Annotated in this window: 24 protein-coding genes; 6 read left to right on the top strand and 18 right to left on the bottom strand. The window is 73.7% G+C overall.

From position 1 onward, the window contains the following. Positions 1-53 precede the first annotated feature (53 nt). Positions 54-407, top strand: a complete 354-nt coding sequence (locus ACFVFR_RS17260) for an ArsR/SmtB family transcription factor (RefSeq protein ID WP_383702308.1) — start codon at positions 54-56, stop codon at positions 405-407. A 707-nt stretch (positions 408-1,114) separates the two neighbouring features. Here ACFVFR_RS17260 and ACFVFR_RS17255 read toward each other — a convergent pair. From ACFVFR_RS17255 to ACFVFR_RS17245, 3 genes are all read right to left on the bottom strand, one after another. Beyond that, a complete protein-coding gene (locus ACFVFR_RS17255; RefSeq protein WP_383702306.1) occupies positions 1,115-1,771 on the bottom strand; it encodes a maleylpyruvate isomerase N-terminal domain-containing protein in 657 nt (218 codons plus the stop codon). 216 nt (positions 1,772-1,987) lie between these two features. Further along, positions 1,988-4,792 carry a hypothetical protein gene (locus ACFVFR_RS17250; RefSeq protein ID WP_383702304.1) on the bottom strand — a complete coding sequence of 935 codons (2,805 nt, stop codon included), beginning with the start codon at positions 4,790-4,792 and terminating at the stop codon, positions 1,988-1,990. A 277-nt stretch (positions 4,793-5,069) separates the two neighbouring features. After that, on the bottom strand, positions 5,070-5,645 hold the full coding sequence (locus ACFVFR_RS17245) for a TetR/AcrR family transcriptional regulator (RefSeq protein WP_383702302.1): 576 nt from the start codon (positions 5,643-5,645) through the stop codon (positions 5,070-5,072). Positions 5,646-5,739: 94 nt separating this feature from the next. Here ACFVFR_RS17245 and ACFVFR_RS17240 point away from each other — a divergent pair, with 94 nt between their 5' ends. Next, positions 5,740-6,606: an alpha/beta fold hydrolase gene (locus tag ACFVFR_RS17240; RefSeq protein ID WP_383702299.1), complete on the top strand. Its 867-nt coding sequence runs from the start codon at positions 5,740-5,742 to the stop codon at positions 6,604-6,606. Between the two features lie 762 nt (positions 6,607-7,368). Next, entirely contained in the window at positions 7,369-8,244 is an 876-nt protein-coding gene (locus tag ACFVFR_RS17235; protein WP_383702296.1) for a hypothetical protein, read from the top strand. A gap of 131 nt (positions 8,245-8,375) precedes the next feature. On the opposite strand, the gene ACFVFR_RS17230 is transcribed toward ACFVFR_RS17235, so the two are convergent. The 12 genes from ACFVFR_RS17230 to ACFVFR_RS17175 form a co-directional block, all read right to left on the bottom strand. Continuing rightward, positions 8,376-9,161, bottom strand: coding sequence for a sirohydrochlorin chelatase (locus tag ACFVFR_RS17230; RefSeq protein WP_383702294.1), 786 nt, complete (start codon positions 9,159-9,161; stop codon positions 8,376-8,378). 10 nt (positions 9,162-9,171) lie between these two features. Continuing rightward, on the bottom strand, positions 9,172-10,158 hold the full coding sequence (locus ACFVFR_RS17225) for an ABC transporter permease (RefSeq protein ID WP_383702292.1): 987 nt from the start codon (positions 10,156-10,158) through the stop codon (positions 9,172-9,174). Continuing rightward, positions 10,145-10,939, bottom strand: a complete 795-nt coding sequence (locus tag ACFVFR_RS17220; protein ID WP_383702290.1) for an ABC transporter ATP-binding protein — start codon at positions 10,937-10,939, stop codon at positions 10,145-10,147. The genes ACFVFR_RS17225 and ACFVFR_RS17220 overlap by 14 nt, the downstream gene beginning before the upstream one ends. A 76-nt stretch (positions 10,940-11,015) precedes the next feature. Further along, positions 11,016-12,146 (bottom strand): aliphatic sulfonate ABC transporter substrate-binding protein, encoded by a 1,131-nt coding sequence (locus ACFVFR_RS17215; protein ID WP_383702288.1) that lies wholly within the window; start codon positions 12,144-12,146, stop codon positions 11,016-11,018. A 232-nt stretch (positions 12,147-12,378) separates the two neighbouring features. Continuing rightward, positions 12,379-13,773, bottom strand: coding sequence for a sulfate adenylyltransferase subunit 1 (locus ACFVFR_RS17210; protein WP_383702286.1), 1,395 nt, complete (start codon positions 13,771-13,773; stop codon positions 12,379-12,381). 2 nt (positions 13,774-13,775) lie between these two features. After that, a complete protein-coding gene (cysD, locus tag ACFVFR_RS17205; RefSeq protein WP_383702284.1) occupies positions 13,776-14,711 on the bottom strand; it encodes a sulfate adenylyltransferase subunit CysD in 936 nt (311 codons plus the stop codon). Between the two features lie 50 nt (positions 14,712-14,761). Beyond that, a complete protein-coding gene (gene cysC, locus ACFVFR_RS17200) occupies positions 14,762-15,340 on the bottom strand; it encodes an adenylyl-sulfate kinase (protein ID WP_383702282.1) in 579 nt (192 codons plus the stop codon). Between the two features lie 32 nt (positions 15,341-15,372). Further along, positions 15,373-16,080 (bottom strand): phosphoadenylyl-sulfate reductase, encoded by a 708-nt coding sequence (locus ACFVFR_RS17195; protein ID WP_383702280.1) that lies wholly within the window; start codon positions 16,078-16,080, stop codon positions 15,373-15,375. Next, positions 16,067-16,267 carry a hypothetical protein gene (locus ACFVFR_RS17190; RefSeq protein WP_383702278.1) on the bottom strand — a complete coding sequence of 67 codons (201 nt, stop codon included), beginning with the start codon at positions 16,265-16,267 and terminating at the stop codon, positions 16,067-16,069. The genes ACFVFR_RS17195 and ACFVFR_RS17190 overlap by 14 nt, the downstream gene beginning before the upstream one ends. Further along, positions 16,264-17,982 carry a nitrite/sulfite reductase gene (locus tag ACFVFR_RS17185; RefSeq protein ID WP_383702276.1) on the bottom strand — a complete coding sequence of 573 codons (1,719 nt, stop codon included), beginning with the start codon at positions 17,980-17,982 and terminating at the stop codon, positions 16,264-16,266. Before ACFVFR_RS17185 ends, ACFVFR_RS17190 begins: the two co-directional genes overlap by 4 nt. Before the next feature lie 302 nt (positions 17,983-18,284). Next, entirely contained in the window at positions 18,285-18,368 is an 84-nt protein-coding gene (locus tag ACFVFR_RS17180; protein WP_359331488.1) for a putative leader peptide, read from the bottom strand. A gap of 137 nt (positions 18,369-18,505) precedes the next feature. Beyond that, positions 18,506-19,093 (bottom strand): GNAT family N-acetyltransferase, encoded by a 588-nt coding sequence (locus ACFVFR_RS17175; RefSeq protein WP_383702274.1) that lies wholly within the window; start codon positions 19,091-19,093, stop codon positions 18,506-18,508. 90 nt (positions 19,094-19,183) lie between these two features. On the opposite strand from ACFVFR_RS17175, the gene ACFVFR_RS17170 reads away from it, so the two are divergent. Together ACFVFR_RS17170 and ACFVFR_RS17165 are read left to right on the top strand one after the other, a co-directional pair. Continuing rightward, positions 19,184-20,623, top strand: coding sequence for a YihY/virulence factor BrkB family protein (locus ACFVFR_RS17170; RefSeq protein ID WP_383702272.1), 1,440 nt, complete (start codon positions 19,184-19,186; stop codon positions 20,621-20,623). Positions 20,624-21,135: 512 nt separating this feature from the next. Then, entirely contained in the window at positions 21,136-21,330 is a 195-nt protein-coding gene (locus ACFVFR_RS17165) for a DUF6126 family protein (protein WP_383702270.1), read from the top strand. A gap of 278 nt (positions 21,331-21,608) precedes the next feature. On the opposite strand, the gene ACFVFR_RS17160 is transcribed toward ACFVFR_RS17165, so the two are convergent. The 3 genes from ACFVFR_RS17160 to ACFVFR_RS17150 form a co-directional block, all read right to left on the bottom strand. After that, the gene (locus tag ACFVFR_RS17160; RefSeq protein ID WP_383702268.1) at positions 21,609-21,959 is read right to left on the bottom strand and encodes an ArsR/SmtB family transcription factor; all 351 of its coding nucleotides are present in this window, start codon (positions 21,957-21,959) and stop codon (positions 21,609-21,611) included. Positions 21,960-22,172: 213 nt separating this feature from the next. Further along, the gene (locus ACFVFR_RS17155) at positions 22,173-22,616 is read right to left on the bottom strand and encodes an ATP-binding protein (protein ID WP_383702266.1); all 444 of its coding nucleotides are present in this window, start codon (positions 22,614-22,616) and stop codon (positions 22,173-22,175) included. Positions 22,617-22,722: 106 nt separating this feature from the next. Then, a complete protein-coding gene (locus tag ACFVFR_RS17150; RefSeq protein WP_383702264.1) occupies positions 22,723-23,067 on the bottom strand; it encodes a transcriptional regulator in 345 nt (114 codons plus the stop codon). Positions 23,068-23,855: 788 nt separating this feature from the next. Here ACFVFR_RS17150 and rsgA point away from each other — a divergent pair. Next, the gene (gene rsgA, locus ACFVFR_RS17145) at positions 23,856-24,983 is read left to right on the top strand and encodes a ribosome small subunit-dependent GTPase A (RefSeq protein ID WP_383702262.1); all 1,128 of its coding nucleotides are present in this window, start codon (positions 23,856-23,858) and stop codon (positions 24,981-24,983) included. Positions 24,984-24,992: the final 9 nt, after the last annotated feature.

Here is a 24,992-nt window from a genome sequence, read left to right as displayed (position 1 = left end):
CGCACCATAGTTCGAGAATCCCGAACTGTCGAATAGTGGGGTAGGGTCGGGGCATGCGACCGCTACCCGAGCCAGCGCGCGAGTCACTGACACTCGCGGGAGTCCTGCACGCACTCGGCGACCCGGTGCGCCTGGAGTTGGTACGCCGCGCCTGGGTCACCCACGAGTCGACCTGCGCCGCCCTCGCCGACGGGCTGGACGTGCCGCCGTCGACCCTCTCGAACCACTACCGCATCCTGCGCGAGGCCGGGCTGGTCAGCATGACCGTCGACGGCCGCCACCGGCGCATCAGGCCCCGCGCCGACGCGCTGGGCGACCGCTTCCCGGGTCTGCTCGAACCGATCCTGCGCCTCAGCGACCTCGCGCCGCCGGCCCCGCGCCACGGTCGGGGCGAGCCCCGCGCGTGAACCGACGTGCCCGGGGCGGGCGCTCGCGCGCGGGGGCGCGCGAGGCGGGGGCGTGGACGCGCGGGGCGGACCGACGCGGGGACGCACGCGCCAACGGGTGGTGGCCGGGCGGATGCGCGGGCGTCGAGCGGGTCCTGTCGAACCGCCCCGAAGCCGACGCCGCGCCGTGGGGGCGTTCGGCCGCCTCCGACTCCCGAGATCCTCGTCACGGACCCGCGCCGACCGTGGTCACGCCCGCCCAACGCGACTGGCCCGCACCGTCGTTGGCTCGCGCGGCGGCTCGCTGGTCGAGGAGGCGGGCGGGGCGCGGCGGCGGCGACGTCGCTGGCGGCGCCTTCCACGCGAGGCCGGTGTACGCGACCCCGACGGGACAGGCGCGGGCGGGCTGCCGCGCGGTGCCGGGCGGTGTGCCGGGTGCCTGTCGCGCTCGCGCGCGGCCCGGGAGATGAGAGGCGTCGCCCTCGCGCCGGCCGGCGCTACCGCGTCGGGTGCCACCTCCCGACGGCCGAGCGAGCGACGGGACTTCCGGCCCGGGGCTACGAGGGGAGCGGGCGCGAGCTCGGCCGGTCCCGGAAACGGCCCGGCCCCGGCGGTCGTCGCCCCCGGGGCCCTGAGCCGACAGGCCCCGCCCCGGACCGTCGCGCTCCGACTGGCGGAGCCTCGGGTGGGGGCGGGCGTGGCCGGGGCGGGTCAGTCGATGGGGCGGGTCAGCCGATGACGAACGGCAGGCGCGCGGCCAACCCGCCCAGGGCGGACCGCTCCGAGTCGGTCGGCGCGCGGCGACCGGTGCCCACCAGCAGCGCGTCCTTGTCGGTGAGGGAGGCGGGGAAGGGGGCGCCGGCGATCGTCTCCAGCGTCGCGCGCGCGTGCGCCAGGCCCTCGGCGGGCGGGTCCGCCGCGTCCGGCAGGTGGGCGATCAGGTCGAGGTGGTGCATCGTCCACTCCAGGACGTACGCCGTACGGAAGTCGCGCGTGGTCAGGACCATGTCCTGGGTGCTCACCCGGGCCTGGGGGTCGGCGAGTTCGGCGGCGCGCCCGGCGGCCGAGCCGACGTCGTCCAGGTGGAACTTGAGCAGGTGCGGCTGCTCGTACGCGGCGGCCAGCCGCACGATCAGCGCGTCCAGCGGGTCGTCGCCGGTCGGCGGCTGGTCGGTCACGCTCCAGTAGGTCACCGCGTCGACGGTCGGCTCCGCGCTGGCGGGGGTGGCCAGGGTGATCAACACGTCCTGCGCGTCGATGACCAGGTGGCACACGAGGTCTTGGACGAGCCAGCCGGCGCAGCCCGAGGGGCGAGCGAAGTCCTCGTCGGCGAGTTCGGCGACCGCCGTACGCAAGGCCGCCCAGGTGTGCGAGAAGAGATCCACACGGGGCACGGTAGGGCGGCGTCGCCCGCGCGGGCAAGCGAATTCGCCCCCGGGCGTGGCCCGCGCGCGACACGGCCCCGGGAGCGCGGCGCTCCCGGGGCCGTGGCCCAACACCCTTCAGGGGTAAGGCCGTTACGCCCTCACCCGGCGACCGGACCGCGCGCGGCGACCCCGGTGGCGCGGGAGGTCACGCGGTGCCCGCGCCCGACCGGGGCGCTAGGAGGCGTCCCGTACGGTCCCGGTGACCACCGGCCCCGGGTACTCGCCGTCGTCGTCGTCGAAGGTGACGAACTGGGCCCGCAGCGTCTCCTCGGGCTCGGCGATCCCGTCCGCCACGGTGGGCACCCGCACCACCACGCTGCGCTGGCCCGCCTCCACGACGGCCGGGATGACCGGGGGCTCGGACGCCTGGGACAGGGGCCGGGCCGGGGTCTGCTCCTCGTAGAAGACCTCCTCGAACCACGTGCGGTCGACGTCCACGCTGGACAACTCGGCGCCGCTGGTGGGAGGCCGCAGGGAGAACACGGACCGCACATGCGCGTCGGCCACCTCGGACAGCGTCACCCGCCAGCTCAGCGCCTCGCCCTCGGTGACCTTGTCCCGGATCGGGGTCACCGTGACCTTGGGAAGCGGGTCGTCGTCGTGGACCAGCAGTCCGCCGGAGTCCGCGCCGACCACCGTGCCACGGATCGCCTTGACGTAGACGCTGTGCCGCTCGTCGTAGCCGTAGCGGGTGTTGCCCGTCACCGCGATCGGGACATCGACGCTTGGGCCGCCCGGCCGCACCGTCACCGTGCGGTGCGTGACCTCGCCCGTGTGCCCGTCGGCGACGAAGAGTTCGACCTGCCCGCTGCCGCGGCCCGAGACCCGGACGGGCACCCGGTGCGTACGCGTCCCCGAGTCGCCCTCCTTGACCTCCAGCAGGCCGACGTCCACGCGGGTCAGGTCGGCCGGGCGCACCGCGGCCGTGCCGGGGCGCCAGCCCCACGCGTCGAGGAGCCAGGCCCGTCCGGAGCGGTTACGGGGCGTCAGCTCCAGCGACGCCACCCGCGTCAGGTCGAGCCCGGCCCGGGTGGCGGCCGTCAGCGGTACCCGCACCTCGCGCCCCCAGTGGGCGGCGGTCCGCTCGGTGCCCGGCAGGCCGTCCACCCGCACCCGGCCCAGCGTGGCCCGGTGGCCCGCCGCGTCGGTGAGGGTGACGTCCAGCGCGGTGCCGGTGCTGTTCGGCGGCACGATCACGCGCAGCGCCAACGCCTGGGCGCCGGCCACCGACCGGGGCCGGGGCAGGGCCATCCGGGCCGGGGTGCCGGGCTTGGACCAGCGCAGCGCGACGGCCTGCCGGCCCGGCTCCTCGGGCGCCTGCCAGGACACGAAGTGCGGCGACGCCCCCGGGCCCCCGCTCGGCAGGCAGGCGGCGGCGTCGTCCATGGTCACCTGCGCGCACAGCCGCGCGCCGGTGAGGCGCAGCGAGGGCTCCGGTACGACCAGCGGCGCGCGTCGCCCGCCCAGGGCGTGGCTGAGGACCCGCGCGGGGCCGGCCGAGGGAGCGCTGCGACCGGTGCCGTCGAACAGCGGGCGCACCCGGTCGTCGCCCGCGACGAACAGGCGGGCCGCGCCGGCGATGTAGGTGGCGCCGGCGGCCTGCTGCTGCCTGGCGCTCAGTCGGGTCCTGGTGCCCGGCGCGCAGACCCGGTCCGGGGTCTCGTCCTGGTAGAAGTCGTCCTCGGCGGGCGCCTGGGCCTGCCCCGGCGTCCACTCGGTGTTGAAGAAGTTGTGGTTGGCGCCCACCACGTACAGCGCGCTATGCAGGGCCTCACCCCGGCTGACGCCGCGTGTGGCGTCGGCGTAGAGCTGTCCCTGGAGGTCGGAGACGTCACCGTCGCAGCCCGGCAGGAGGGTCGCCGAGGGAACGTCGGGCACCGGGTTGTGCCCGAAGAGGGTCGGGCCGATCAGGACGTTGCCCCGGATGCGCCAGCGCACTGGGCCCCGGTAGCCGTCCCGCGCGGCCGGCGGCCTGACCAGGCTGTCCATCGCGGCGCGGTTCACGCCCTCGCCGCCCCGGGAGTGGCCCACGAGCAGGACGCGGGACAGGTCGGCCGGCGCCACCGCGCGCACCGCGGCCGGTGTCCCCTTGGGCCTGCCGGCCCAGTCGGCCCAGCGGGCCAGGTGCAGTCGGACCAGCGAGGAGCGGGCCTGGGCGCCGCCGTCCTCGGCGACGAAGTCCTGGCCGTTGATCCCGTTGGCGGAGACGGAGACCGTCACGTACCCCTGGGAGGCGAGCAGCTTCTGGGCCTGGAGGTAACCGCGGTAGCTGGGCACCGGTTTGCTGCCGGCCGCGCAGGGCCAGTCGCCGCTCTCCTCCTCCGGGCCGCCGAAGCAGGTGTAGTGGCGGCCGTGCAGGAACAGGGCCAGGGGGCGTCGTCCGGGCGCGTTGGTCGGACCGACGACCGTGGCCCGCATCTCCACCGGCTGGGGGAGGTCGGGCAGCCGCACGTCGGGCAGGGCGTACTCGCCGCTGGTGGTGCGGTAGGGACCCGGCTTGCCGGGGTCGACCGGGTTGGCCGGCAGGGCCGGTGGCAGCGGCGCGGGGGTCTGCGGCCGGGCGGTGCGCGGGGCGCGCTGTCCGGGTATCGCGTCCAACCGGCGGCCCCCGGCCCGCACCTGGAGGTCGGTCGTGGACGGCCCTCGCGCGTCGTCGAGCGCGAGGCGCAGCGTGCGCCCGTCGCGCTCGACCACCGGCCGCCCGAGCAGCCGCTGCCCGGCGTAGAACTCGACGCGGGCGTCGCCCATGGGCAGCGGCTCGCGCGATCGCCACACCAGGTGGCGTGTGGTGCCCTGGTGGTCGATCCGCCAGCCGGGCGGGAGGGGCGCGCCGGCCGCGTCCGGGGCGGCGGCGCGTAGGGACGGGCCGGTCTGCTGCTGTGGCACCGGGCTGGGCGCGGCGTGCGCCAGTTCCGGCAGCCCGGCCGCCAGCGCGAGTGCCGCCGCTGTGGCGGTCAGCAGGCGCGGGAGACGGATCACGATGGTCCTCCTCGTCGTCGACCGGAGGACCCTCAAGACCGTCGAGACCTCCGCTCCAGAGAGGATGGTGAGCGTGATGCGGGGGTTGCCCGTGTGAAGCGTGGAGCCACAATCCCCGCCCTTCGACGGGGGAACGGTGCGCGGCCGGACGAGCCGGGTCCGCCAGGGCCGGCGGCGCGACGCGCAGCGGCTGGCGGCAGCCACCCAGCGGGCCCGGGGTGCGGCCCGCCGGCCCCGGCCCGCTGGAGCGTGCCTCGGGGCGGGTCGGGGCCGCGTGCTAGCGGTAGGTGTTGATCAGTCGTGCCAGGTGTCGGCCGGCGACGTTCATCGGCTCGGCGGACCGCGAGACCTGCGCGGAGAGTTCGGCGCCCTCCAGGGTGTTGATCACCGTCTGGGCGAGGTCGCGCGCGTCCTGCTCGGCGATGCCGCACGCGCGCAGCTTGTCGGCGACCAGCGTGCGCCAGCGCTCGAAAGCCTCCTCGACGGCCTCCTGGATCTGCGGAATCCGGCCCACCGTCTCCAGCGCGGTGGCCGTGAGCGGGCAGCCCTCCTGCCAGTCGGAGTCGCGCAGGTACTCGGCCACGACCCAGGCGAGCGCGACCACCGCGTCGGCCGGGTCGTCCTCGGTCGCCAACGCGTCCCGCAGCATCAGCGCGAAGTGCTCGTCGGCGTGGCGTACCGCCGCCGTGGCCAACTCCTGCTTGCCGCGCGGGAAGAAGTGGTAGACGGAGCTGAGCGCGACCTGCGCCTCGGTGGCGATCTGCTTGATCGCGGTCCCCTCGTATCCCTGCCGCTGCATCAGCCGCGAGGTGACGAGAAGAATCCGTGCCCGGGTGCCCAGTGTCGCGACCATGCCGAACAGCTTATCGGTGGAACGTTCGCTCCAGTCGGTGCTACGGTCTGGATGGAACGTTCGTTCCAGTCCCGTTCAGCGAAGGGTGGGCTTCGTGCGCCACAACCGCGTTACCGCCAATGGAATTGACTTCTCGTTCGTCGAGGAGGGTGAGGGTCCCCTCGCGCTCCTCTTACACGGCATGGTCGAGACGCCGAGCGTCTACCGACACCTGATACCGGTCCTGGCCGAGGCGGGGTACCGGGCCGTGGCACCGTCGATGCGGGGCTTCGCCCCCACGCAGATCCCCTCGGACGGCAGCATGCGGCTGGCCGACCTGGTCGCCGACGCCAACGGCCTGCACGAGGCGTTGGGCGGCGACGCCGACGCGGTGATCCTCGGCAGCGACTGGGGCGCCTACACCACGTGGGGCGCCGTGGCCCAGGCGCCGCGGCGGTGGTCGAAGGTCGTGGTGGCCACGATCCCGCCGATGCGCTTCCTCAAGCCGCTGGACCCGGCGATGATCCACAAGTTGGGACATTTCTTCTTCTTCCAGATGGCCGTCGCCGAACAGATCGTCCCGCAGCACGACTTCGCCTACCTGGACTGGCTGTGGAACTACTGGCGTGGCTCGCTGCCCGGCGTCGACCTGACCCCCGACATCGAGGCGGGCAAGGACGCCGTACGGGAGCCGGAGCGGCTGCGGTTGGCGCTGGAGCTGTACCGACAGAACTTCCCCGTGGACACCTACGGCACCGACCGGTGGGAGGGCGGTGACCTGCTGACCGAACTGCCCACCCAGCCAACGCTGTACCTGCACGGCAGCGAGGACCCCAGCGTCGACGAGGCCACTCTCGCCGACATCGTCGCCGCGCTGCCCGCCGGCTCGGACGCCGCGATGCTGCGGGGCGTCGGCCACTTCCCCTTCATCGAGAACCCGGACGAGGTCAACCGCCGCGTCCGCGCCTTCCTGACGAACTGACCGACCACGCGCGCCAGTGGCCGACCGGGCCGGCCGTCAGCCGCCCCGGCGAGGCTCCGGGCGTCCCGCCGCGCGTCGCCACGGAACTACCGCGCCGCCGGTCGCCGGCCCACTCCCGGGCCCGGCGGCCGGCGGCGCCGGCCGTCGCCGCGTCGGCACCCGCCCGCGTGGAGACGTTCACGCGCGGACGTCCCCACGTCGACGTTCGCCCGTCGACGTTCGCGTCGGCGCGCGCGCAGGGCACGCGGGTAAAAAGTGTCAGTTATTGCCAACGGCCCTGCCCGACGTGTGCGTGTTTCCCAGCGTATGAGCGACAAGGCGGGCGTTGGATATGTCACAACGCCTGAACTTGGTTGTGCGGGCCACCGTTGTTCGGCGAGAGTTTCGAGTCTCCTCGGGTCGGCCGTCCTGACGGCCCGTCCGGGGGAGCGGCGCGTGGGCCGGTCGTCCGCGTGCCCCCACGTGTCCGGCCGTCGCGCCCAACCCCCACGGGGCGCGACGGCCGGCCGCGTTCGTGCCCCGGGTCCAGCGGGTCGCCGAGGTGGCGGTACCGCCACCCAGGAGGGTCGCCCCGCCTCCCGGGAGTCCCGCGTTCCGAGCCCCGCCGTCGCGCGTTGCGTCGGTCACACCCTTGCCCATCTGCGGCTATTGAGGGGAGTTGGGCAGAGCTCTGTTGGCCGGCGAGTTACCCTACCGCAACGTAGCGTGCTTAAGCTGGCTCGTGATCTTGGCACCCGCCACGAGAAGCGAGGACGACTGACAGTGGGCACGTTACGACTGAGTGCAGCCGATCTGCGGGGATTCTCGGCGCCGCCCAAGGTGCGCAACCTGCACAACGGCTACCGCTCGGCCAGTTGGACGACCCCGGCCAAGCTGGCCGACGACTGCCGCGAGCGGATCTTCGACGTGGTGGCCGACGTGGCCACCCGCACCTTCGAGACCGACCACTCCACCTACTGGAAGGCGCGCAAGGAACAGAACTTCTTCGACCAGGTCTCCAACTTCACCCTGACCCTGGCCCCGGACGACGAGGTCGTCGGCTGGGCCGGCTACCAGCGCCAGCGCTTCTTCGGCCAGCGCGTGGTCTACCTGGACGCGGCGGGCCTGCTGCCCGCGCACCGGCGCTCCAAGCTCACCGCCCGGGTCCAGGCGAGGTTCCTCATCACCGAGGTCCTGCTACGCAACCCGTTCGGACACACGTACGTGATCCTGCGGACCCAGAACCCGGGCATACACGCCGGATTCACCAAGACCTTCGGACCCGACCGCGTCTTCCCGCAGCCGGATCGCCCGGTGCCGCCGGACGTCCAGGGGCTGGGCGTCGCGGCCATGCGCTGGCTCGGACACCGCCCCGAGGACATCGACGCCGACCACCTCGTCATCCGACAGGCCCTGGGCGGTCTGATGTCCCAGCTCTACGGACAGACACCGCGCAGCGGCGACCCCGAACTCGACGGGTTCTTCGCCGAGCACATCGGCCCGACGGACTGTTTCGCGCTGATCACCAAGGCCAGCGCGGGACCGCTGCTGGCGTTCATGGCCCGCGAGGCCGGCCGCCAGGCCACCACCCGCGTCCGGCGCCACCTGGGCGCGGCCCTGGGCGGCGTCCGGCACGCGCTGCGCCGCACCTCGCGCTGACCCCGCGTCAGCCACCCTGTCCGCGCACCCCTACCGCACGCCGGGCGACCAGCCGTGGAGCAGAGCACGGCGCGCGCCCGAACCCGTCCCGGCCGGTCACCCTCCCCGGCCCGGGCCCCGACCGACGCGGATCAGGCGCTGAGCGGTACGCCCGAGGACGTGCGTACCGCTCGTGCCCGCCGCGCCTGTTCGTAGCGGCGCACCAGCAGCGCGGCCACCTCCGGCGCCGGGCCCAGGACGTCGGCCAGCACCTCGGCGCCGGCCCGCGCGGCGCCCTCGGCGATACGGTCCGGCAGCCGTCCGGGCGCGATGACGTACGGGGCGACGGCGACCTGTCGGGCGCCGTCGGCGCGCAGCGCCCGTACCGCGTCCTCGGTCCGGGGGACCGAGGTGAGCGGGGCCGCCGCGGAGGCGAACGCGGGTCGCACGGCGCACCAACCGGTGTGCCGCCACTCCCGCGCGATTTCTGCGATCACCGCGATCGCCTCCGGGTCTGAGGAGCCCGCCGAGGCCAGGACGACCCCGGTGGTGCCCCGGTCGCCGGGTGCCACCCCGGCCTCCGCGAGGCGCCGCTCCAGCGCGGCGCCCAGCAGCGCCGACGGGCCGAGCACCGCCGCCTGCCGCACGGCCAGAGCGGGCAGCGCGGCGCGGGCCCGGTCGAGCACGGCGGGCAGGTCGGCCTTGGCGTGGAAGGCGCGGGTCAGCAGCAGCGGCACCGCCACCACCTCCCGTACGCCCTCGGCCGCCAGCCGCGACAGCACCTGTGGCACGCTCGGCGCGCAGAAGTCCAGATAGCCGACCTCCACCCGCAGCCCGGGCCGCAGCCTCCGTACCCGGGCGGTGAGCTTGGTGACGGTCGCCGCGTGTCGCGGGTCGCGGCTGCCGTGCGCGATGACCACCAGTGCTGTCGCGTGCATCCGGGTGCCCCTAGCGGTTGCTGACGAGCAGGCCGCGGCTGCGCAGCACCCGTCGCTCGATCGGCGCGAAGATCAGCAACTCGATGCCGATGCCCACGATGAGGATGAGCAGGATCGCCGCCAGCACCAGCGACATGTCCGAGTCCACCCGGGCCTGGTCGAGCAACTGGCCAAGACCCGTGCCCAGTTCCGGCGAGGTCGCGATCAGTTCGGCCGCCATCAGCGAGCGCCAGGAGAACGCCCAGCCCTGCTTGAGCCCGGCGATGTAGCCGGGCAGCGCGGCCGGCAGCAGCACGTGGCGTACGCCGGCGAACCCGGTGGCGCCGATGGTGCGGCCCGCGCGCAGGTACAGCGGCGGGATCTGGTCGACCCCGGCCACCAGTCCGTTGGCGATCGAGGGCACCGCCCCGAGCAGCACCACCGCGTAGATGGTGGAGTTGGTCAGGCCGAACCAGATGATCGCCGCCGGCACCCAGGCCACCGACGGCAGCGACTGGAGGCCGGAGAGGATCGGGCCGATGGCCGCGCGCACGAACCGCACCCGCGCCACCAGCAGCCCCAGCGGCGTACCGATGACCAGCGAGGCCGCGAAGCCCAGGGCGCCGCGCGAGACGCTCTCCCAGACGTAGCCGAGCAGCGTGCCGTCCAGCCACTTGTCCTGGAGGGCCCGCGCCACCTCGGCCGGGCTGGGCAGCTGGTAGTGCGGCTTGACTTCGAAGTGGTAGGCGAGCTGCCACGCCGTCAGCACCAGGGCGATGGCGACGACGGGCGGCACCACCCGGTCCAGCAGCACCCGGGCCAGCGGCACCCGGGTCCTGGCGCGGGTCTCCAGCGCGTCCAGGCCCGCCTCCAGGCCGGCGAGCTGATCGGAGCCCGAGCCCTTGGCGACCGGTTCCCTGGCGGTGGCGACGCCCGCGGCGGCCCCGTCGTCCGCCGGGGAGTCGGTGGTGGCCGGGGGCCCGGAGGGGGCGGGGGAGGAGTGGTCAGTGCTGGCCATGGCGGCGGATCTCCCCACGGAGCTGCTCGGTGATCTCGACGGACAGGTCGGCGACGGCGGCGTCCTCGATACGCCGCGGCTGGGGTATGTCCACCTGCCACTCGCGGGCGATCCGACCCGGCCGCGAGGAGAGCAGCACCACGCGCTGGGCCAGCCGTACCGCCTCGCCGACGTTGTGCGTCACGAACAGCACCGAGACGTGGGTCTCGGCCCAGATGCGGGTGAGTTCCTCGTGCAGCACGTCGCGGGTGATGGCGTCCAGCGCCGCGAACGGCTCGTCCATCAGCAGCAGCCTGCTGTCCTGGGCCAGCGCCCGGGCCAGTGCCACGCGCTGGCGCATGCCGCCGGACAGCTCGTGCACCCGCTTGCCGTACGCGCCGCCCAGCCGCACCAGGTCCAGCAGCCGCTCGGCCTCCGGCCGCCGCTGCGCCCGAGCCACCCCGCGCAGCCGCAGCGTGAGCTCGATGTTCTTGCCGGCCGTCAGCCACGGGAACAGGGCGTGTTCCTGGAACATCAGGGCCGGCCGGCCGTCGGGGACCTCGATCGCGCCGATGCTCGGCTTGTCGAGCCCGGCGACCAGGTTGAGCAGGGTGGACTTGCCGCAGCCGGAGGCGCCGAGCAGGCAGACGAACTCGCCCGGCGCGACGTCCAGCGTGATGTCGTCGAGCACCTGCTGTCGGGCGCCGGAGCGGCCGAAGGACTTGGAGACGTGATCGATGCGCGCGGCGTAGCCGCTGGTCCGTTCCGTCGTGACGGGCTGCTGGGTGAGCGTGGCGGTCATGACGTCACCTCCTGGGAAAGGGGCCGGTGGGGCAGGACGTGGGGGGCGGCGCGTGGGGGGTGGCACGTAGCGTGTGCTAGTTGGCGCCGAGCCCGGCATCCTTGACTTCGGGCTTCCCCGCGGCCTTGAGCACCTTGTTCAGCAGCGTGAGGTCGTAGATGCCGTCGAGCTTGGGCTTCTCCAACAGCCCCGCCTCCACGGCGTGCTCCGCCTCGTCCCGCAGCGTCTCGGCCAGCGGGTCGTTGGTGACGTCCACGTTCTTGAAGGCCGGGTCCAGGACCTTGTCGTCCAACTGGCTCCCGGTCAGGTTCTTCAGCGCCGCGTTGACCTGCTTCTTCGCGGCGTCCGGGTTGGCCTTGATCCAGTCGTTGGTGCGCACCGCACCGCGCAGCACCGCCTCGACGACCTTCGGGTGCTCCTTGAGGAACTTCTGCGAGACGATCACGTTCGTGATGACGAACTTGCCGTCCTTCCACAGGTCGCGCTCATCGAGGATGATCTTGCCGCCCTCGGCCACCAGCTTGGAGGCGGTCGGCTCCGGCACCCACGCCCCGTCGATCCCACCCTGCTTGAAGGTGGTGGGGATCTCCTTGTTGTCCTGTCGGATCACCGACACGTCGCCCTTGCCGGTCTGGGCGTCGACGTCGTAGCCCTTCTCGGACAGGTAGTTGAGCAGCGCGACGTCCTGCGTGTTGCCCTTCTGCGGGGTGGCGATCCGCTTGCCCTTGAGGTCCTCGGGCGTCTTGATCTTGTCCGGGTTGGCGACGAGCGAGACGCCGCCGGAGGCGGAGCCGCCGATGATGCGCAGGTTCTGGCCGCCGGACTTGGTGTAGCCGTTGATGGCGGGCGAGGGGCCGATCCAGCCGATGTCGATCGAGCCGGCGTTGAGCGCCTCGATCTCGGAGGGGCCGGCGTTGAAGGTGAACGGCTTGATCTGGGTGCCGCCCAACTCCTTCTGTATCAGGCCCTCCTGGATGCCCACCAGCGGAGTGGCGTGCGTGACGTTGGCGAAGTAGCCGATCCGCACCGAGTCCAGGCCGTCGAGCTTGGCTCCCTCGGCCTTGGCCGCGGGCTTCTTCCCGTCGTCCTCCTTGTCCGACCCGTAACCGCAGGCGCCGAGCGCGCCGATCAACAGGGGAGCGAGGGAGGCGAGGGCCAGGACGCGGCGGGGAGCTCTACGGGCGCGGGGCGCGGGAAGGGCAGACACAGAGGTGGTTCCTCTCAGCGAGCCGGGGCGCGCCTCACGGCGGTCCCGGCGGTGGTTCCGGTGTACGGAAGGGCACGAGCGACCCGGCCGATCGGCCGGGGGTGCGGGGGGTGGTGGGGGTCGGGGCGGTCAGCGCGCACATCGCCCGACTCCACCCTGACCGCTGCCGAGTGCGCCGCTGCCCACGCGACCGCCCTCCTTGGCGAACGTCGAGAACGCCTCGCCTGCCATCTCACACACCCCGTTCCGGGTTGCCGCTTGGTGCCGTGTCAGCGTCCGCCGGCGCGGCGTCGAACGCCTGGCCGGCCATGCCCGCGGTCAGCGTCGTGCCGTCCGCCGGGTCGATCAGAAGGAAGGAGCCGGTGCGGCGGGACGCGGCGTACGCGTCCAGCGCCAGCGGCTCCGCCGTGCGCAGCACCACCCGGCCGATGTCGTTGGCCACCAGCTCGCCCGGTGCCGGATGCTGGGAGAGGTCGTCCAGGGTCAGCCGCGAGGGGATGTCCTTGACGAGGGCCTTGACCGTGCGGGTGGTGTGCTTGAGCAGGACGCGGTCGCCCACGCGCAGCGGCCGGTCCGCCACGTGGCACACGGTCGCCGCCACGTCCCGGGTGGGGGCGGGCGCGGTGGCGGCCGGGGCGATCAGGTCGCCCCGCGAGACGTCCACGTCGTCGGCCAGGCGCAGCGTCACCGACTGCGGCGCCCAGGCCGCGTCCACCGGGTGACCCAGCGCGTCGATGCCCTCGATGACGGACTCGCGGCCCGAGGGCAGCACCACCACGGGCTGGCCCACGCGCAGGACACCGGAGGCGACCTGTCCCGCGTAGCCGCGGTAGTCGGGGTGCTCGGCGGACTGCGGGCGGATGACGTACTGCACCGGGAAGCGGGCCACGTCCCGCGCCGGGTCGGCCACCACCGGCACCGTCTCCAGGTGTTCGAGCACCGTGGGGCCGCCGTACCAGTCCATGTTGGCCGAGGGGGTCACCACGTTGTCGCCGGCCAGCGCGGAGATCGGGATGGCCGTGCACCACGCGTCGGCGCCGGTGGTGCTCACGGTGCTCCAGCCGGGCACGCCGAGCGAGGCGACGTAGGCCGTGAACTCCTCGGCGATGGCGGCGAACACCGGCTCCGCGTAGTCCACCAGGTCCATCTTGTTGACGGCCAGCACGATGTGCGGCACGCGCAGCAGGGCGGCCACGGCGGCGTGCCGGCGGGTCTGCTCGACCACGCCGTTGCGGGCGTCCACCAGGACCACGGCCAGCTCGGCCGTCGAGGCGCCGGTGACCATGTTGCGGGTGTACTGCACGTGCCCGGGGGTGTCGGCGAGGATGAACCGGCGCCGGGGCGTGGCGAAGTAGCGGTAGGCCACGTCGATGGTGATGCCCTGCTCGCGCTCGGCGCGCAGCCCGTCGGTCAGCAGGGCCAGGTCGGGCCCCTCCTTGCCCCGGTGGCGCGAGGCGTGCTCGACGGCCTCCAACTGGTCGGCCAGTACCGACTTGGAGTCGTGCAGCAGCCGTCCCACCAGCGTCGACTTGCCGTCGTCCACGCTGCCGGCGGTCGCGAAGCGCAGCAGCGAGGTGGCCGGGGCCCGTTCGGTCGGCCCGGGCTGGCCGGTGATGATGCTCGTCATGGTTAGAAGTACCCCTCGCGCTTGCGGTCTTCCATCGCGGCCTCGGACAGCTTGTCGTCCGCTCGCGTGGCGCCCCGCTCGGTGAGCCTGGACGTCGCGATCTCCTCGATGACCTGGGAGATGGTGGCGGCCTGGGAGTCGACGGCGCCGGTGCAGGACATGTCGCCGACGGTGCGGTAGCGCACCAGGCGCCGCTCGACGCGCTCGCCCTCGCGGGGCCCGCCCCACTCGCCGGGCGCCAGCCACATGCCCGAGCGGGAGAAGACCTCGCGCTCGTGCGCGTAGTAGATCGCCGGGAGTTCGATCTTCTCCCGCTCGATGTACTGCCACACGTCCAGCTCGGTCCAGTTCGACAGCGGGAAGACCCGCACGTGCTCGCCGGGGGAGTGCCGCCCGTTGTAGAGCTGCCACAACTCGGGGCGCTGGCGCCGGGGGTCCCAGCCGCCGAACTCGTCCCGCAGCGAGAACACCCGCTCCTTGGCGCGCGCCTTCTCCTCGTCGCGTCGGCCGCCGCCGAAGACCGCGTCGAAGCGGTTCCGCTCGATGGCGTCCAGCAGCGGCACCGTCTGGAGCGGGTTGCGCGTGCCGTCGGGGCGCTCGCGGAGCTGGCCGGCGTCGATGAACTCCTGTACCGAGGCCACGTGCAGGCGCAGCCCGTGCCGCGTGGCGACGCGGTCCCGGTAGTCGAGGACCTCGGGGAAGTTGTGCCCGGTGTCCACGTGCAGCAGCGCGAAGGGCACCGGCGCCGGCGTGAACGCCTTGAGCGCCAGGTGCAGCATCACGATCGAGTCCTTGCCGCCGGAGAAGAGGATCACCGGCCGCTCGAACTCGCCCGCCACCTCGCGGAAGATGTGCACCGCCTCGGACTCCAAGGCGTCCAGATGGGCCAGCGCGTACGGGTTGTCGGTGTCCGCACCGACGGACGCGGGGGGTGTCATGGGGGGCTCCTCTTGGTCGCAGTGTGCGTCGTTCGCCGTGCGTGCGCCGCTCACACCATCCCCCGCCTGGCCAGCAGCGCGTGCAGCGCCGCCGCGGACTCGTGCACGCCCTGGCGGTCCGTCTCGATCCGCAGGTCCGGGTCCTTCGGCGCCTCGTACGGGTCGTCCACGCCGGTCAGCCCGGAGATCTCGCCCGCCGCCTGCTTGGCGTACAGGCCCTTCACGTCCCGCTCGGAGCAGACCTCGACGGGGGTGGCCACGTGCACCTCCACGTACGGCGTGCCCGCGGCCTGGTGCCGCTCGCGCACGGCCGCGCGGCTGTCGGCGTACGGGGCGATCACCGGCACCAGCGCGATGACGCCGTGCGAGGCCAGCAGTTCGGCCACGAAGCCGATGCGCTGGACGTTGGTGTGCCGGTCGGCCCGGGTGAAGCCGAGCCCCGCGGAGAGGAACTCGCGGATCTCGTCACCGTCGAGCACCTCGACCCGGTGCCCCTCGCCGCCCAGTCGCTCGGCCAGCGCGTAGGCGATCGTCGTCTTGCCCGCGCTGGGCAGTCCGGTCAGCCACACCGTCGCGCCGTTCGGCTGGGCGGCGGGCGCGGTGCGCTCGCCGGGCGTGGCCGTGCTCATCGATGGCTCCTGGGGTATGTGTGTGTCCGTCATCAGCCGTGCAGCCCGCACTCGGTCTTGCCGCGTCCCGCCCAGCGGCCGGCCCGCGCGTCCTCGCCGGCCGCCACCCGGCGGGTGCAGGGGGCGCAGCCGACGGAGGCGTAACCGTCGGTCAGCAGCGGGTTGGTGAGCACGCCGTGCTCGGCGACGTAGGCGTCCACGTCCTCCTGCGTCCAGCGGGCGATCGGCGACAGCTTGACCTTGCCGCGCCGCGCGTCCCAGCCCACCACCGGCGTGTGCGCCCGGGTGGGGGACTCGTCGCGGCGCAGCCCGGTGGCCCACGCGTCGTAGCCGGTCAGTCCCTCCTGGAGCGGGGCGACCTTGCGCAGCGCGCAGCACAGGTCGGGGTCGCGCTCGTGCAGCCGCGGGCCGTGCTCGGCGTCCTGCTCGGCGACCGTCCGCCGGGGGGTGAGCGTGATCAGGTTGACGTCCATGACCGCCTCCACCGCGTCCCGGGTACCGATGGTCTCGGGAAAGTGGTAGCCGGTGTCCAGGAAGACCACGTCCACGCCGGGCCGTGCGCGCGCCGCCAGGTGGGCGACGACGGCGTCCTCCATGGAGGAGGTGACGCAGAAGCGCGACCCGAAGGTCTCGGCGCCCCAGCGCAGGATCTCCAGGGCCGGCGCGTCCTCCAACGCGCGGCCCGCCTCCTCGGCCAGCTCCCGTAGTGCGCTGGCCGTGCGGTGCTCAGTCGTCGTCACGGATGACCCCCCTCTCGCCGGTCTCGTCGGGCTCCCGTCGCAGACCGGCCGTCAGCAGTCCAAGGAACGACAGTCGGAACGCACGGTTGCAGGATGCACATTCCCAGCCGCCACGGTCCTGGCCGGACGGGCTGAGGTCCTCCTCGCCGCAGTACGGACAGTAGAATGGCGCGGCCCGCTCGCTCACGACAGATCCCCTTCGGCCGCGCGGCCGACCCACTGGGCGAAGCGCTCTCCCTCGGCGCGCTGAGCCTGGAATCGGGTGAGCAACCGCTCGACGTAGTCGGGGAGTTCGGCCGAGGTGACCTTGAGTCCGCGCACCTTGCGTCCGAACCCGGCCTCCAGGCCGAGCGCGCCGCCCAGGTGTACCTGGTAGCCCTCGACCTGGTTGCCCTCGCCGTCGGTCACCAACTGGCCCTTGAGCCCGATGTCGGCGACCTGGATGCGGGCGCAGGCGTTGGGGCAGCCGTTGATGTTGATGGTCAGCGGCTCGTCGAAGTCCGGCAGCCGCCGCTCCAACTCGTCGATGAGCGCGGCGCCCCGGGCCTTGGTCTCCACGATGGCCAGCTTGCAGAACTCGATGCCGGTGCACGCCATGGTGCCGCGCCGGAACGTCGACGGGTTGACCTGGAGCTCCAGCGCCTCCAGGCCGGCGACCAGGGAGTCCACCCGGTCCTGCGCGACGTCGAGGATGATCATCTTCTGTTCGGTGGTGGTCCGCAGCCGGCCGGAGCCGTGCGCGTGGGCCAGTTCGGAGATCTTCGTGAGCGTCGCGCCGTCCACCCGTCCCACGCGCGGCGCGAAACCGACGTAGAAGCGGCCGTCGCGCTGCCGGTGCACCCCGACGTGGTCGCGCCAGCGCTCGACGGGCTGTTCGGGTCCGGGGCCGTCGGTGAGCTCGCGCTTGAGGTACTCGTCCTGGAGGACCTGACGGAACTTCTCCGCGCCCCAGTCCGCCAGCAGGTACTTCATCCGCGCGCGGTTGCGCAGCCGGCGGTAGCCGTAGTCGCGGAAGATGGAGATGACGCCGCCGAAGACGTCCGGCACCTCCTCCAGCGAGACCCACGCGCCCAGCCGCACCCCGAGCTTGGGGTTGGTGGACAGACCGCCGCCCACCCACACGTCGAAGCCGGGCCCGTGCTCGGGGTGGCGTACGCCGACGAAGGCGACGTCGTTGATCTCGTGCACCACGTCCAGCAGCGGCGAACCGGAGACCGCCGTCTTGAACTTGCGCGGCAGGTTCGCGTACGCCGGGTCGCCGATGTAGCGGCGGTGGATCTCGTCGATGGCCCAGGTGCCGTCGATGATCTCGTCCTCGGCGATGCCCGCGACGGGGGAGCCGAGGATGGTGCGCGGGGTGTCGCCGCACGCCTCGGTGGAGGACAGGCCCACGGCTTCCAGGCGGCGCCAGATCTCGGGGACGTCCTCGATCCGGATCCAGTGGAACTGGATGTTCTGCCGGTCGGTGATGTCGGCGGTGCCGCGCGCGAACTCCTGCGATATCTCGCCGATGACCCGCAGCTGTTCGGTGGTCAGTCGGCCACCGTCGATGCGCACCCGCATCATGAAGTAGCTGTCGTCCAGCTCCTCCGGCTCCAGGACGGCCGTCTTGCCGCCGTCGATGCCGGGCTTGCGCTGGGTGTAGAGCCCCCACCAGCGCATCCGGCCGCGCAGATCGGCGGGGTCGATGGTGTCGAAGCCGGTCTGGGAGTAGATCGTCTCAATGCGTGTCCGCACATTGAGACCGTTGTCGTCCTTCTTGACCTGCTCGTTGCCGTTGAGCGGGGTGAAGTGGCCCATGGCCCACTGGCCCTCGCCACGGTGGCGGCCTGCCTTACGGCGGGGCGCGGCGGCGGGGGCGCCCTGGGCCGGAGGCTGGGGACGTTCCGAACTGGCGGCCATGGCGGTGTGTCCTTCGGGGCGACTTAAGGCTCGTGCGGGACGGCGTGCGGCGAGCGGGGGCGTGACGGATGACGGCGTGGCGAGATACGGGTGTGGGCCACCCGGCAAAGGCGGAGTGCGCTGAACTCTCGGTCGCGCGAGGGAGGGCGGCGACCTGGCGGGCTGGACCGGCGCACCCCGTTCGACCTGCGCGCGAGTGCGCGTGGGCGGCCCGCTGCGGACCCGGGCGGGGTGTCGTGAGATCAACGAGGAGCGCGCGTCCGCGGCGGTGAGGACGGCGAAAAAGCGGTGGTGCTGTGCTGTCAGCCCGCCGAACAGATGGCGCTGGACATGCGTCCGAGGTCGACGTGTCGTCGACTCACCAAGGCGATTCCAGCTCTGGACATGACGGAAGCCTGGCATGGGCGTCTTGTGAGCGTCCAGCATTGTCCACTATGTGGTCGACGTGGTCTCGTTTCGTGAGATCGTAGGGGGTCGCTCACACGGGTGAACCCGGGTTACGAAGCGACCCCGCCACACTGCCTTACGCGCTGGTAGGGGCCTTGTGCGCGCCGGGCCAGGGGCCCGGGTTCACCGGCTCGGGCTCCTCGTCGGTGGTCGTCCGGTAGACCACGAACCCCCGCCTTTGGTAGTTGCCGAGCGCGTGCTCGCCGTCCTTGGAGCAGGTGTGCAGCCATACCCGCTTCGTGGCGTTGAGATCCGGCCACCGCTGGCTCAGGTCCCAGGCCCGCCGGACACCGAACGAGAGCAGATGGCCGCCGATGCCACGCCCCCGGAAGGCCGGCAGCAGGCCGAAGTAGACGATCTCCACCGCGCCGTCCGCCGCTCCGGCCAGTTCGACGTAGCCGGCCGGCGTGCCGTGCTCGTACGCCACCCAGGTCTCCGCGCCCGGCCGGTCCACGGCCGCGCTCCACTGGTCGTACGTCCAGCCCAGCCGGTCCGTCCAGGCGATGTCCCCGCCGACGGAGGCGTACAGGAAACGGCTGAACTCGGGGCTGGGGACGCTCGCGCGCACCACGTCCACCCCGGACCCCGGGGCCGGCGGGCGTGCCGGTCGCAGGTCGTGGGGGTCGGTCTGCTCCAGGTACCAGGTGGTCACGGTGGTGGTCATGGCGCCAGCCAACCACGCGGTCCGGCCACCTCGACGATCGGCCCAGGTCACCCGGCGGGAAGGGGTGACAAGGACAGATACGGTGAAGACGTGCAGCCAGCGAACGAATCCCCCAGTCGGCCCACCGGCCGGCTGCACAGGGCACGGGCCCTGTCGCAGCATGTCTCCAAGCGCAGGATGGTGTGGCTGCTGCTCAAGGACACCGTCAACTCCTGTATGGAGTACCGGGTCACCGGACTGGCCGCCGAGGCGGCGTTCTTCACGCTGCTGTCGCTGCCGCCGCTGCTGCTGGGCCTGATCGGGCTGCTCGGCTACCTCGACGCCTGGACCAACACCGAGACCGTCGCCACCATCCGCGACAACATCCTCGACGCCTCGGGCACGGTCCTCTCCGACAAGGGCGTCAATGACATCGCGCAGCCGCTGCTGGACGACGTCATCGAGGGCGGCAGACCCGACGTCATCTCGCTCGGCTTCGCCATCGCCCTGTGGTCGGGCTCGCGCGCGGTGAACGTCTTCGTCGACACCATCACCATCATGTACGGGCTCGAAGGCCATCGCGGCATCGTCAAGACCCGACTGCTGGCCTTCCTGCTCTACCTGGTCGCCCTGCTGGTGGGGGCGGTCGCGCTGCCGCTGATGGTGGTGGGGCCCGACGCGGTGGTGCAGATCTTCCCGCGCAGCGCGGACACCGTGCGCATCCTGTACTGGCCCGTGGTGATCCTGCTCTCCGTCGCCTTCCTCACCACCCTCTACCACGTCTCGGTGCCGGTGCGCTCGCCCTGGCGGGAGGACATCCCGGGCGCGCTGATCGCGCTGACCATGTGGGTGCTGGGCAGTTTCCTGTTGCGCATCTACCTGACGCAGACGGTGGAGGGACCCACCATCTACGGCTCCCTGGCGGCGCCGGTGGCGGTGCTGCTGTGGATCGGGGTGTCCGCGTTCGCGGTGCTGGTCGGCGCCGCGGTCAACGCCTCCCTGGACCGGGTCTGGCCCTCGGTGGCCACGGCGGCGGCCCGCGAGGAACGCGAACGCGAGCGGCGCCGGGCGGCGGCCCGCGCGTTCGCCGAGGCGGCGGCCGTGGCGGACGACGACGAGGGGGCGGAGGCCGAGCCGCCCTCGGAGTTCCCCGAGCGCTGGGCCCAGTTCCTGCCACCGGAGGACGTCAGGTCGCGGCTGCACGCGCGCCGCGAACGGGAGCGCGCCCACGCGCGCGACGCGGGGCGCCAGCGGGCGCCCGAGCCCGCGCGAGGGGAGACGACAGGGGCCCGGGGCTCGGCGGGGGCCGCGCCTGGCGGGCCCGAGCCGGCGGGCGCCGCCGCGCCCGAGGTGCGCTACCCGCCGCGCCCCACCTACCCCCCGGGCCCCTTCCCCCCTGCCCCGCCCTGGTCCACCGGGTCGGGGGCGGGCTCGTCGGCGTCCGAGCCGCCCGAGTCGACGGGGTCGTCGGCGTCCGCGCCGCACGGCTCCCCGGACGACCGGCAGCGACCGACGGGTTCGCTGCGCGGCCGACACCGCGCCGGCCCGTGAGCCTCGCCGGTGTGCGAGCCCGGCCGCTCGTGAGCTCTGCCGGTGTGGGGGCTGTGGGCCCGGCCGGTGGGTGGGCCTCGCCCGCTCGTGAGACCGGCTGGTGTGCGGGCCCCGTCGGCTCGTAAGCCCTGCTGTGCTGGGGCCTCGCCGGCTCGTGGGTGCCCCCGCGCGTGCGCACCCGTGGGTGTGCGGGGCCCTCGCGGGCCGCGCGCCGTGTCGGGTCGGGGTGCCCTGTCGTCCCGCGAGGGGCCCCCGTCCCGGGTGCTCTGTCGGCCCGTGAGCTCGGGCCGGGCCCGGGTCGGGGGCGCCGGCGGTCGGGAGCCGGGGCCGGCGGTCGGGTGGGGGCGTCTGGTCGGCGCCGGTCGGGCCCCGGGGGCGTGGCCTAGAATCCGGGGGTTGCGCACAGCGCGCGCCGCCGCGACCGGCGCCGGCGCTGGGGCCGCCCGTGGCCCCCCTCCGCGACGCCACCCCGTGCGTCGCGTACCCAGACGTCCGAAGCAGGAGGCCCGTCCGTGAGCGGCGAAGCAGGAGAGCGCTCGGGCCCCGCGAAGGGCGGGCCCACCAGCGACCGGGACGCGACGGCGGACAAGGAGTCCTGGCTGGAGCGCGGGGTCGCGCTGCGCGTCGGGTTCTACGTGTTCGGTACGCACCTGTTCGCCGGCTTCATCTGGCTGCTGTTCTACCTGGGGCAGCACGCCGACAAGTAGCGGCGGCCACCCCGCCGACAGGCGCCCGCCCGCCGCGCCCCCTCGTCGGTACCGGCGGACGGGCGCCCCCTGGCGCGCCGCCGGCGCCCCTTGCGACGCGCGAGCGGGCCACCCCCGCGACGGCCCGCCGTCGGCCATCCCCGCGATGTCCCCGACGAGACCGGCCACCCTCTCTCGCGTCCACCAGGCCCCGCGCCCCACGCGAAAGCGAGAGGACCTCGCTCCCGCCACGCATGCGAGAGGCTCCCCTCCCTCGCGTCCGCGAGGGTCCCGCCGCCCTACCGGGGCGGTTCGGTCGCCTCCGACGCGGCCCGCAGGTCGGCGAGCAGTTCGGCCTGGTTGGCCAGCACGCCGGTGAGGATCGCGCGGGCTGTCGCCAGCAGCTCGACGACGCGGGGGCTGGTCAGCGAGTAGTACACGGTCGAGCCCTCCCTGCGCGGTACGACCAGGTTCGCGCGCCGCAGTACGGCCAGTTGCTGGGACAGGTGCGCGGGCTCGACGCCCACCTCGGGCAGCAGTTCGGCGACCGCGTGCTCACGCTCGCTCAGCAGTTCCAGCACCCGGATGCGTACCGGATGCCCGAGCGTCTTGAAGAACTCGGCCTTCAGTTGGTAGAGAGGCGCACTCATCGCACCGGCCTCCTGTTCCGTCCACGGTCAGCCGGCCACGCGCACCGTGACCGCGAGCGCCCCACGCGTCGCGTCCACCCAGAATCCCTCAGCATGCCGCCATCCTCACCCGCGCGCGTCGGTCGCATCGACCCGGGGGCACGGCGCGCCGACTCCGGGCGCGCGCCCACGGGGCCGTGCCGTCCGGGCGGGGCCGGCCCCGGGCGTCGCCGGTCACAGAGGCAGGGTGACCCAGATGCTCTTGCCGCCGCCGTCGGCGTCCCGGTGCACCCCGGCGGTGCCCGCCAGTTCGAGCGTGAGGTGAACGACGGTGGCCAACCCACTGCCGCCGCCGGTCATCGCGCCGTACAGCGGCGGTTGGTAAGGGTGGCGGTCGTGTACGCCGAAGGCGAAGGTGTCCCGGCTCGCCGCGTACATGATCGTCACCTGCGGGGAGCGGGCGGCGGCGTGCCGCACGCTGTTGGTCACCAGCTCGCTGAGGATCAGCAGCGCCGGATCGGTGACCGGGTGGCGGGTGAGGGAGCTGATGCCCCACTCGGCCAGGGCCAGTTCGGCCGTCTCCCGGGCCAGGCGCACGGCGGGCGGCAGCGTGGGCAGCGTCAGCAGGTGCTGGTAGGGCAGGGCGGCGAGCTGCGTCAGCCCGGCCAGTCCGATCATGGCCGCACCACGCGCCGTGAACCGGCCACCGCCCGTCGCGTACGGGCCCACCGGCCAGCGCCGTGCCGGCTCGTCGAGCCGTGCCCGCCCACCGGACCGTAGCCGCTCACCGGGCCGTGGCCTTCGTGGACCCGGCCTCCCGCGACTCGGCCAGCGGCTCGTCACGCCCGGCCAGCGGCTCGGACGGGACGCGCCGGGCGGCCCGCGTCAGGTCAGTGCCGTCGCCGCCGGCCAGCGCGTACGCCCCTGTGCAACCGTCGTGCCGGGAGGTGCCGATTGGCGCGCGGGGCGACACCGCGAGCTGCCGCGAGAGCGTGGACGGTCCTCCCTCGATCGCCGTCAGCGACGCGCGCACCGGCAGCGGCTCGTCCCGCACCAGCTCCCGTATCCGCACGGGACGACCCGACATGCGAAAGAACTCGGCCTTGGCCTGGTACAGCGGAACCGACACGACCCCTCGCCCTCGACTCTCGACGACCCCCGGCGGGCCCGACGCGCGCCCCGCCCGGCCTGCCACCGCGCACGGTGGCGGTGACGGGCGCGCCGCACACCGCCAGCAACCCTCTAACGAATTGCGAAGTTTCGCAATTCGCTGATACGGCGGAACCGGGCGAGGCGACGCACGGCGTGACGGGGCGGCCGGGCACCGGGACAACAAGCCCGTCGCGGGCCGGCCAGGGGCGAACGAGGCCGGTCGGGCCAGGGGCGTACCAGGGCGAACGGTGCCGGCCGGGTGCCGGCCGGCGGCTGTCCGGCGGCTGTCCGGGGGTGGCGACGGCGGGGCGCGGGTGCGGTCACGGGCCGCTCGTGGCGTCGGCTGTCGGGCGCCCGTCCGCCCGGCTCGCCGGCTCGGTCACCCTCCCTGGCCGGCCCTGAGCCCGTACGCCGCGTGCTCCCGCCCCCGTCGCACGGTGCCGCGACCGCACGCGGACCCGGCCCGACCGGCGCGCCCGGTGCGCGCCGCGCCCAGAGGCCCCGAACGGGTGCGCGGAAAAACGGTGGCTGGCCGTGCGGGCCGGGGTTAGAGTGCTCGCTGTTCCCCTCGGTGGCACGTCGCCGCCGAGGTCAGGCCGTGAGTGACCCGTGTGGTGAGGAGGTGTCGACCGATGGCTGTCGTCGCGCCGGGCGTTGCCCGCATCCGTGAGCTCATCAAGTCCACCTCCGTGGTCCCCGGCTGAACCTCTCTCCTCGTCGCGCGGTCGCCGCGCACGGCCGGGGCCCCTCGCGAAGGGTCACCCTGTGTCTTCCTCTTCTTCCTCCCCGCTCGATTTCTCCTCCGCCTCTCCCGCGCACCAGCTGGCTCCGTACGGCTGGGACGCCGACTGGGAGGCCGAGTTCGCCCCGTACGCCGCGCGCGGGCTGGTGCCCGGTCGCGTGGTGCGGGTCGATCGCGGTCAGTGCGACAGCGTCACCCCGTATGGCGTGGTCCGCGCGGACACCGAATACGTCACCCCGCACGACCCGATGCGGGTCGTGTGCACGGGTGACTGGGTCGCACTCGACCCTGAAGGCGGCGACCCGCGCTACGTCCGCACGCTGCTGCCGCGCCGTACCGCCTTCATACGCTCCACCTCCTCGCAGCGCTCCGAGGGGCAGATCCTCGCCGCCAACGTCGATCACGCCCTGATCGCCGTCTCGCTCGCGGTCGAACTCGACCTCGGCCGGGTGGAACGCTTCCTGGCCCTGGCCTGGGAGAGCGGCGCCACGCCGCTGGTCGTCCTCACCAAGGCGGACCTGGTGGACGACGCGGCCACGCTCGGCCACCTGATCGCCGACACCGAGGCCAGCGCGCCCGGCGTGCAGGTCCTCGCGGTCAGCGCGACCACCGGCGAGGGCGTGGACATCTTGGCCGCCTCGCTCGCGGGCGGCACGGCCGTGCTGCTCGGCCAGTCCGGGGCGGGCAAGTCCACTCTCGCCAACGCGCTCGTCGGCGAGGAGGCCCAGGAGGTGCGGGCCACCCGGGACATGGACGGCAAGGGCCGGCACACCACCACCACCCGCAACCTGCTCGCCCTGCCCTGGGGCGGGGTGCTCATCGACACCCCGGGGCTGCGGGGTGTCGGACTGTGGGACGCGGAGGGCGGCGTGGCCCGCGTGTTCGCCGAGATCGAGGCGTTGGCCGCCGACTGCAGGTTCCACGACTGCGCCCACCAGGCCGAGCCGCACTGCGCGGTCCTGGCCGCCGTCGAGGACGGCACACTCGCCCCACGCCGGCTGGAGAGCTACCGCAAGCTGCTCCGCGAGAACGAGCGCATCGCCGCCCGCACCGACGCCCGCCTGCGGGCCGAGATGCGCCGCGACTTCAAGCAGCGGCAGGCCCTGGGCCGGCACATGATGGAACGCAAGCGGGGCCCACGGGGCGCGTGACCCGCGAGC

Source organism: Streptomyces sp. NPDC057702, assembly GCF_042799315.1.
Taxonomy (GTDB): domain Bacteria; phylum Actinomycetota; class Actinomycetes; order Streptomycetales; family Streptomycetaceae; genus Streptomyces.
Note: the sequence above shows the minus strand (reverse complement) of the source record. Positions and strands in the feature narration are given on the sequence as shown.